The sequence below is a fragment of the Cupriavidus sp. UME77 genome, assembly GCF_014170355.1.
GTDB classification, from domain to species: domain Bacteria; phylum Pseudomonadota; class Gammaproteobacteria; order Burkholderiales; family Burkholderiaceae; genus Cupriavidus; species Cupriavidus basilensis.
The window spans coordinates 1-8971 of record NZ_LZZU01000034.1 but is presented as its reverse complement, the minus strand read 5'-3'; the positions used below and the strand labels follow the sequence as shown (position 1 = coordinate 8971).

The window sequence follows — 8971 nt, the reverse complement described above, 5'->3', positions numbered from 1 at the left end:
GCGCCGGGGGTGTTGTGGTCGTCTTTTTCCGGCAGCACGGTGCCGAGCACGGACACGCCGGTGCGCATCACGTCCATCGGGTGGGCGCTGGCGGGCACCCATTCGAGTGCGGCCTTGACGTTGGCGGGCAGGCCGCGCAGGGCCTTGAGCTTGGCCTTGTAGGCAGCCAGTTCGGCGCGGGTGGGGAGCTTGCCGTGCACCAGCAGGTGGGCGATTTCCTCGAATTCGCAGGTCTCGGCGATGTCGAGGATGTCGTAGCCGCGGTAGTGCAGGTCGTTGCCGGTACGGCCGACCGTGCACAGCGCGGTATTGCCGGCGGTCACGCCCGACAGGGCGACGGATTTCTTCGGCTTCGGGGCGTTCCGCGGGACTGGCTGCTGCTCTGACATCGCGTCTCCTGTCTGGTCTCTTGCCCGAGCCAAGCGCGGGGTCGATCCTGTGGCACACCGTGGTCATCGCCTGGCGCGTGCCAGGCAACGTTCATGCAAAGAAGCGTTCGAGCACCGTGCCGGGCAGATCAGCACCGGTGGCGTGCGCCCGCTGCAGAAGGGACCAGAAATAGCGGTAGCTGGCGCGATCGTGCAACTGGCCCTGGTGGCGGATCGGCGCCCAGTTGTTCTCGTAGGCGGCCAGCAGGATCTCGCTGGACGCGCCAATCTCCGTGCCGCTGGGGCGGAAGGCCGCCACGATCGGCTGGATCTGGCCCGGGTGGATGCTCCACTTGCGCAGGTAGCCGAATTCGGCCCGGGCGCGCAGGGCGTCGTCTCCGGCGCGAGACGGCTGCTCGATATCGGTGCTGACGTTATGCGAGGGCACCTTGCCGTACCGATGGCAGGCGGCCGAGATCTCCAGCATGGCGCGCCGGATCAGCGGGTGCTCGAACTGCTGCGGCGAGCGCATGGCGTCGCCCGGGATGGCACCGTGATGGGCGGAAACAAAATCCATCAGCCCGAAGCTGAGGCATTCCACCTGCACCAGGCGGGCGATGTCGAATACCTGGTCCAATGCGGCATGCGTCTCTATCAGCACATGAATAGGGATGTGCCGTGCGATGCCGGCGGCGCGGGCCGCCTGGTTCACGTGGTCGGTGACGCGCGCCACCTCGACCACATCGGTCACCTTGGGCACCACCACATAGGCCAGCCGGGCGCCGGCGCTGCTCACCAGGATGTCGATGTCCTGGCGCCAACAGGGGTGCGCCGGGTCATGGATGCGCACGCCCACGCGGTTGAAGTGGTTTTGCGGGCTGTTGATGAGGCGTGCGCACAACTCGGCGTGCTCGCGCTCCAGCCCGACGGCGGCGCCGTCTTCGCAGTCGAAGGTGATATCGAAGACGGGCCCAAGCTCTTGCTGCAGGGCAAGCGATTTCAGCATCAGCTTTTCGTTGCCGGCATAGTGGTCGCAGACCGGCAGTTGCGTCGGAATGGCTTCGCCCTGGAACAAGACCTCGGAAGGATGCACTTTATTCAATCGAATAGCGGTTGAGGGAGGTAGGGGCGGGGCGCCGGAATGAAAAAACCGGAGCCCGCGCCGATTCGTGAATCGATGCGAGGCTCCGGTCTGGTCATTGGCGCTGCCTGGATCCTGGATCAGCCGAGCAGGTGCTGCACGCCGGCACGCTCTTCTTCCAGTTCCTTGAGCGTGATATTGATCTTTTCCTGGCTGTAGGCGTCGACTTCGAGGCCCTTGACCATTTCGTACTTGCCGTTGGCGGTGGTCACCGGGAAGCCGAACATGGTGTCTTCGGGGATGCCGTACGAACCGTCCGACGGGATGCCCATGGTGACCCACTTGCCGTTCGAGCCCAGGACCCAGTCATGCACGTGGTCGATGGCAGCGTTGGCGGCCGAAGCTGCCGACGACAGGCCACGGGCCTCGATGATGGCGGCGCCGCGCTTGCCAACGGTCGGCAGGAACACGTCGTTGTTCCAGGCGTGGTCGTTGATCAGGTCCTTGACGCTCTGGCCGTCGACGGTCGCGTAGCGGTAGTCGGCGTACATGGTCGGGCTGTGGTTGCCCCAGACGAACATCTTCTCGATCGACGCAACCGGCTTGCCGGTCTTGGCGGCGATTTGCGACAGGGCACGATTGTGATCCAGGCGCAGCATGGCGGTGAAGTTCTCCTTGGGCAGGCTCGGAGCCGACTTCATCGCGATGTAGGCGTTGGTGTTGGCCGGGTTGCCGACCACCAGCACCTTGATGTCGCGGGCGGCGACTTCGTCCAGCGCCTTGCCTTGCACCGTGAAGATCTGTGCGTTGGCTTCGAGCAGGTCCTTGCGCTCCATGCCCTTGCTACGCGGACGGGCACCGACCAGCAGCGCGACGTTGGCGTCCTTGAACGCGACCTTGGGGTCGTCGGTGATCACCACGCCGGCCAGCAGCGGGAATGCGCAATCTTCCAGTTCCATCACCACGCCCTTGACGGCGGCCTGGGCTTGCGGGAGGTCGAGCAATTGGAGGATGACCGGCTGGTCTTTGCCAAGCATGTCGCCATTGGCGATGCGGAACAGCAGGGAGTAGCCGATCTGGCCAGCGGCGCCGGTGACTGCGACGCGCATTGGGGCTTTAGCCATGAGTAATTCTCCAAACAAGAAGAGGGGGAAACTGGTCAGTGCCTGGCCGGAGGGTAGTCCGGACGTCACCGGTTGCGGGTTTGTCGCCACGGCGGCAAGCGGCAATCCGCCGGCGCGCTGCTAGCGATACCGACTGGAGGGAGCCACAACGGGTCATGGGGTGCGACAAAGCGTAAGTCTACTGCGAAGAGGGGTGCCGTATCCAGAGCGGGCGTCGGCGTGAAACCTGCGGGAGTGTAGGCCTGCCCATTTGTGTTGTCAATTCATATGTCTTATATAAGACATAAGACATTTAATGGCGGGCTGGACGCGCTTCCTCGTTTTGTGGTGAAATTCGCCTATGTCATCCCTGCCCCCGTCCCTCGCCGGCACTGCCGTTGCTGCAGTGCAGGATAACGGCGCCGCTACGTCCGGCGCCGGGACGCAGCCGTCCGCGGCGGCGGCCTCGCCAACATTCAGCCCACTCTACCAGCAGATCAAGGCGCTCATTACGCAGAGCCTGCAGTCCGGCGAATGGAAGCCCGGCGACATGATCCCCAGCGAAATGGACCTGGCGGCCCGCTACAAGGTCAGCCAGGGCACGGTACGCAAGGCCATCGACGAACTCGCAGCCGAGAACCTGGTGGCGCGCCGCCAGGGCAAGGGTACCTTTGTCACGACGCACCACGAGGATGGCGTGAAGTTCCGCTTCCTGCGCCTGGTGCCCGACGAGGGCGAGCCCCATTATGGGGCCAGCCAGGTGCTGGAATGCAAGCGCCTGCGCGCGCCGGCCGAAATCGCACGCCTTCTTGACATCCGCACCGGCGATGGCGTGGTGCAGATCCGCCGCGTGCTGTTTTTCTCCGGCGAGCCGACCGTACTGGACGAAATCTGGCTGCTGGGCACCAACTTCAAGGGCCTCACGGCCGAGAAGCTGACCGAATGGAAGGGCCCGATGTATGCGCTGTTCGAGGCCGAGTTCGGCACGCGCATGATCCGGGCGAGCGAAAAAATCCGCGCGGTGGCCGCTGACCAGGCCACCGCGTCGCTGTTGTCCGTGGACGCTGGCACGCCGCTTTTGTCTGTCGAGCGCGTCTCGTTTACCTATGGCGACCGGCCCGTCGAAGTCCGTCGCGGCCTGTATGTAACCACCCGGCACTATTATCAGAACGATTTGAGCTGATACGCCGGAATGCAATCCATGTCGATTATTGCTGTTGCAGCCACGGCAGCCGCCGCTGTTGCGCAAAGCAGGGATGATTACCTCGCGGCATGGTTGCGTGCGATTGTCGGGCACGCCATGTTGGTGCGCGATAGCTGAAAATTATTGGTGCGCCGCGCAACAAAGGCGCTAAAATTATCGGGATTTGCTCCGGCTGCATCCATTTGCATCCAGGGCGCTCAGAAGTTTCGTTTTTTGTTTACCGCAAATGGGGTCTAGCAATGGCTGAAGCCAAACAAGCCAGGCCGGAGTTCAGGAACATCCATGTGACGCAGCTGGCGCGTTACAGGTTGCCCTGGGCCGGCAAGGTGTCCATCCTGCATCGCGCAAGCGGCGCTCTGATGTTCCTCCTCCTTCCTTTCGTCCTGTATCTCTTCGAGCAGAGCGTCACTTCCGAACTGAGCTTCGCAAAGTTCTCGGCGCTTCTGTCCGGCGGCTTCGTCAAGCTGGTTCTGCTGGCTCTGATCTGGGGTTACCTGCACCACTTCTGCGCCGGCATCCGTTTCCTGCTGCTCGACGTGCACGTTGGCGTGACCAAGCCCGCTTCGGCGAAGTCCGCTGTTGCCGTGCTGATCGTCAGCCTGTTGCTCACCGCTGTCTTCGGCCTGAAGCTGTTCGGCCTGTTCTGAGGAGAGAGTCAACGTGGCAAATAATAATATCGGTCCCAAGCGTCTGGTCGTCGGTGCGCACTACGGTCTCAAAGACTGGCTCGCGCAGCGCGTCACCGCTGTCATCATGGTGGTCTTCACCATCGTGCTGGCAGTCGCCTTCCTGCTCTCGAACGGCGCTTCCTACGAAGCGTGGGCGGGTCTCTTCTCCAACCAGTGGATGAAGATCATCACGTTCCTCACCATCCTGTCGCTGCTGTATCACGCCTGGATTGGCGTGCGCGACATCTGGATGGACTATGTGAAGCCGATGGCCGTGCGCCTCGTGCTGCAAGTTCTTACGATTCTGTGGCTCGTCGGTTGTGCGGGCTACGCAGCTCAGATTCTCTGGAGGGTGTAATAAATGGTCGCAGTCAAGACAGGATTGCCGCGTCGTCGCTTTGACGTGGTCATCGTCGGGGCGGGCGGCGCTGGGATGCGCGCATCCCTCCAGCTCGCGGAAGCCGGCCTGAATGTAGCCGTGCTCTCCAAGGTTTTCCCGACGCGCTCGCACACCGTGGCGGCGCAGGGTGGCATTGGCGCTTCGCTCGGCAACATGAGCGAGGACAACTGGCACTATCACTTCTACGACACCATCAAGGGTTCCGATTGGCTGGGCGACCAGGACGCAATCGAATTCATGTGCCGTGAAGCCCCCAAGGTCGTCTACGAGCTCGAACACTTCGGCATGCCGTTCGACCGTAACGCAGACGGCACCATCTACCAGCGTCCGTTCGGCGGCCATACGTCGAACTACGGCGAGAAGCCGGTCCAGCGCGCTTGCGCGGCTGCCGACCGTACCGGCCACGCACTGCTGCACACGCTGTACCAGCGCAATGTGCGCGCCAAGACCCACTTCTTCGTCGAGTGGATGGCGCTGGACCTGATCCGCGACGCCGACGGCGACGTGCTAGGCGTGACCGCGCTGGAAATGGAAACCGGCGAGGTCTACATCCTCGAGGCCAAGACCACGCTGTTCGCCACCGGTGGCGCAGGCCGTATCTACGCCGCTTCGACCAATGCCTTCATCAACACCGGTGACGGCCTGGGCATGGCAGCGCGCGCAGGCGTGCCGCTGGAAGACATGGAGTTCTGGCAGTTCCACCCGACCGGCGTGGCCGGTGCGGGCGTGCTGATCACCGAAGGCGTGCGCGGGGAAGGCGGTATCCTGCGTAACAAGGACGGCGAACGCTTCATGGAGCGCTATGCGCCGACGCTGAAGGATCTGGCGCCGCGCGACTTCGTCTCGCGCTCGATGGACCAGGAAATCAAGGAAGGCCGCGGTTGTGGCCCGAACGGCGACTACGTGCTGCTGGACCTGACGCACGTCGGGGCCGACACCATCATGAAGCGCCTGCCGTCGATCCGCGAGATCGGTGTCAAGTTCGCCAACGTCGACGCGATCAAGGAACCGATCCCGGTGGTGCCGACCATCCATTACCAGATGGGCGGTATCCCGACCAATATCAATGGCCAGGTGGTGGCGCCGAAGAACGGCAACCCCAACGAAGTCATCAACGGTTTCTACGCGATCGGCGAATGCTCCTGCGTGTCGGTGCACGGCGCCAACCGCCTGGGCACCAACTCGCTGCTGGACCTGGTGGTGTTCGGCCGCGCGGCCGGCAACCACATTGCGGCGACCTCGATCAAGCAGAAAGAGCACAAGCCGCTGCCGGCCGATGCTGCCGACCGCGCCATGTCGCGCCTGGCCAAGCTGCAATCGTCGTCGTCGGGTGAATACACCCAGGACGTGGCCAACGACATCCGCAAGAACATGCAGTCGCATGCGGGCGTGTTCCGTACGCAGAAGCTGATGGACGAAGGCGTCGAGCGCATCCTGGAAGTGGCGGAACGTGCTGACAACATCCATCTGAAGGACAAGTCCAAGGTCTTCAACACCGCGCTGGTGGAAGCCCTGGAAGTGGCCAACCTGGTGGAAGTGGCCAAGGCCACCATGATTTCGGCAGCTGCCCGCAAGGAATCCCGCGGCGCGCACGCGCACAGCGACTTCCCGAATCGCGACGACGAGAGCTGGCTCAAGCACACGCTGTTCTACAGCGAAGGCAACCGCCTCGACTACAAGCCGGTGAAGATGAACCCGCTGACGGTGGAAAGCGTTCCTCCCAAGGCCCGGACCTTCTAAGCACCGCGTAGGACCCACAGGACCCACAGAAATGAAGCGTATTTTCGAAGTCTACCGCTACGATCCGGACAAGGATGCGGCCCCCCGCATGCAAACGTACGAGGTCGAGCTCGACGGTCATGAGCGCATGTTGCTGGACGCGCTGGTCAAGCTGAAGAAGCTGGACGAAACCATCTCGTTCCGCCGCTCGTGCCGCGAAGGCGTGTGCGGTTCGGACGCGATGAACATCAACGGCAAGAACGGTCTGGCCTGCCTGACCAACATGCTTGAGCTGCCGGAACGCATCGTCTTGCGTCCGCTGCCCGGCCTGCCGGTGGTGCGCGACCTGATCGTCGACATGACGCAGTTCTTCAAGCAGTACAACTCGATCAAGCCGTACCTCATCAACGACGAGCCGCCGCCCGAGAAAGAGCGCCTGCAGTCGCCCGAGGAGCGTGACGAGCTGGACGGCCTGTATGAGTGCATCTTGTGCGCAAGCTGCTCGACGTCGTGCCCGTCGTTCTGGTGGAACCCGGATAAGTTCGTCGGCCCGGCCGGCCTGCTGCAGGCCTATCGCTTTATCGCGGACAGCCGCGACCAGGCGACCAGCCAGCGCCTGGACGACCTGAACGACCCGTACCGCCTGTTCCGTTGCCACAGCATCATGAACTGCGTCGACGTTTGCCCGAAGGGGTTGAACCCGACCAAGGCCATCGGCAAGATCAAAGAGCTGATGGTTCGCCGCTCGGTCTGATCCTGCGCGGTTGTTGTAAGCGGCGCGTCAGTCCGGGATATCAAACTGCATACCCGACCGGCGCGCCGGAAGTAGGTACCTATGACCGAAAGTGTTTCCCCCAGTTTCTCCCACCAGGCCGATCCGCACCGGCGTGCACGACTGCGCTGGCGCGCGCGGCGCGGCCTCCTGGAGAACGACATCATCGTCGAACGTTTTTTCAACCGTTACGAAGAAAGCCTCTCTGACCAGGACGTGGCCTCGCTCTCCGAACTCTTCGAGCTGAGCGACAACGAGTTGATGGACCTGCTTCTTGCGCGCAAGGAGCTGGACGGTGAGCTCGACACGCCCCCGATGCAGCACGTGATTGCCCTGCTGCGTTCGGTCTGAGTTTCGTCAACATTATTAGTCAGCATTAGAAGGAACCGACATGACGCCGTCCGATGTGAAAGCCACGCTATCGTTTTCCGATGGTTCCCCCAGCGTTGAGCTGCCGATTTATACGGGTACCGTTGGCCCCGACGTAATCGATATTCGCAAGCTGTACGGACAAACCGGCAAGTTCACCTATGACCCCGGTTTCATGTCGACGGCTTCGTGCAATTCGAAGATCACCTACATCGACGGGGACAAGGGTGAGCTGCTGTACCGCGGCTACCCGATCGAGCAGCTGGCCACCAAGTGCGACCACCTGGAAACCTGTTACCTGCTGCTCAAGGGCGAACTGCCCAACGCCAAGCAGAAGGAAGAATTCGTCGGCGCCGTGATGAACCACACCATGGTTCACGAGCAGATGCAGTTCTTCCTGCGCGGCTTCCGCCGCGATGCCCACCCGATGGCCGTCCTGACGGGCCTGGTGGGCGCCATGAGCGCGTTCTACCACGACGCCATGGACATCGATGACCCGCACCAGCGCGAAATCTCCGCGATCCGCCTGATCGCCAAGATGCCGACCCTGGTCGCCATGGCCTACAAGTACAACATCGGCCAGCCGTACATCTATCCGCAGAACGACCTGTCCTACTCGGGCAACTTCATGCAGATGATGTTCTCCACGCCGTGCGCCCCGTACAAGGTGAACCCGGTGCTCGAGCGCGCGCTCGACCGCATCTTCATCCTGCACGCAGACCACGAGCAGAACGCCTCCACCTCCACGGTGCGCCTGGCTGGCTCCTCGGGTACCAACCCGTTCGCCGCCATCGCCGCCGGCGTGGCTTGCCTGTGGGGCCCGGCCCACGGTGGCGCCAACGAAGCCGCCCTCAAGATGCTTGAGGAAATCGGCAGCGTCGACAACATCACCGAGTTCATCAAACAGGTCAAGGACAAGAACTCGGGCGTGCGCCTGATGGGCTTTGGCCACCGCGTGTACAAGAACTACGATCCGCGTGCCAAGCTGATGCGCGAAACCTGCTATGAAGTGCTGAACGAACTGGGCCTGCACAACGACCCGCTGTTCAAGCTCGCCATGGAACTGGAAAAGATCGCGCTGGAAGACGAGTACTTCGTCAGCCGCAAGCTGTACCCGAACGTCGACTTCTACTCGGGCATCGTGCAACGCGCGCTCGGCATCCCGACGTCGCTGTTCACCTGCATCTTCGCCCTGGCACGCACTCCGGGCTGGATCTCGCAGTGGGAAGAAATGATCACCGATCCGGAATACAAGATCGGCCGTCCGCGCCAGCTGTTCAATGGCGC

Annotated in this window: 10 protein-coding genes; 7 read left to right on the top strand and 3 right to left on the bottom strand. The window is 62.6% G+C overall.

Annotated elements, in window-relative coordinates:
• From A9975_RS13360 to A9975_RS13350, 3 genes are all read right to left on the bottom strand, one after another.
• The coding region (locus A9975_RS13360) for a citrate/2-methylcitrate synthase (protein WP_304523873.1) at nt 1-389 on the bottom strand (389 nt) is incomplete at its 3' end.
• 91 nt (nt 390-480) lie between these two features.
• Nucleotides 481-1461: an aldolase/citrate lyase family protein gene (locus A9975_RS13355; protein WP_183033201.1), complete on the bottom strand. Its 981-nt coding sequence runs from the start codon at nt 1459-1461 to the stop codon at nt 481-483.
• 128 nt (nt 1462-1589) lie between these two features.
• Nucleotides 1590-2573: a malate dehydrogenase gene (locus tag A9975_RS13350; protein WP_150993520.1), complete on the bottom strand. Its 984-nt coding sequence runs from the start codon at nt 2571-2573 to the stop codon at nt 1590-1592.
• A 340-nt stretch (nt 2574-2913) separates the two neighbouring features.
• On the opposite strand from A9975_RS13350, the gene A9975_RS13345 reads away from it, so the two are divergent.
• The 7 genes from A9975_RS13345 to gltA form a co-directional block, all read left to right on the top strand.
• The gene (locus A9975_RS13345) at nt 2914-3735 is read left to right on the top strand and encodes a GntR family transcriptional regulator (protein WP_183033200.1); all 822 of its coding nucleotides are present in this window, start codon (nt 2914-2916) and stop codon (nt 3733-3735) included.
• A 260-nt stretch (nt 3736-3995) separates the two neighbouring features.
• Nucleotides 3996-4403 (top strand): succinate dehydrogenase, cytochrome b556 subunit, encoded by a 408-nt coding sequence (gene sdhC / locus A9975_RS13340; RefSeq protein WP_183033199.1) that lies wholly within the window; start codon nt 3996-3998, stop codon nt 4401-4403.
• Nucleotides 4404-4416: 13 nt separating this feature from the next.
• Nucleotides 4417-4782, top strand: a complete 366-nt coding sequence (sdhD, locus tag A9975_RS13335; protein ID WP_043348033.1) for a succinate dehydrogenase, hydrophobic membrane anchor protein — start codon at nt 4417-4419, stop codon at nt 4780-4782.
• A 3-nt stretch (nt 4783-4785) separates the two neighbouring features.
• Nucleotides 4786-6564: a succinate dehydrogenase flavoprotein subunit gene (gene sdhA, locus A9975_RS13330; protein ID WP_043348030.1), complete on the top strand. Its 1779-nt coding sequence runs from the start codon at nt 4786-4788 to the stop codon at nt 6562-6564.
• Nucleotides 6565-6595: 31 nt separating this feature from the next.
• The gene (locus A9975_RS13325) at nt 6596-7297 is read left to right on the top strand and encodes a succinate dehydrogenase iron-sulfur subunit (RefSeq protein ID WP_043348027.1); all 702 of its coding nucleotides are present in this window, start codon (nt 6596-6598) and stop codon (nt 7295-7297) included.
• Nucleotides 7298-7378: 81 nt separating this feature from the next.
• Nucleotides 7379-7666: a succinate dehydrogenase assembly factor 2 gene (locus tag A9975_RS13320; RefSeq protein ID WP_006161620.1), complete on the top strand. Its 288-nt coding sequence runs from the start codon at nt 7379-7381 to the stop codon at nt 7664-7666.
• A gap of 40 nt (nt 7667-7706) precedes the next feature.
• Nucleotides 7707-8971, top strand: a 1265-nt coding sequence (gltA, locus tag A9975_RS13315) for a citrate synthase (protein ID WP_183033198.1), incomplete at its 3' end; no start/stop codon positions are given.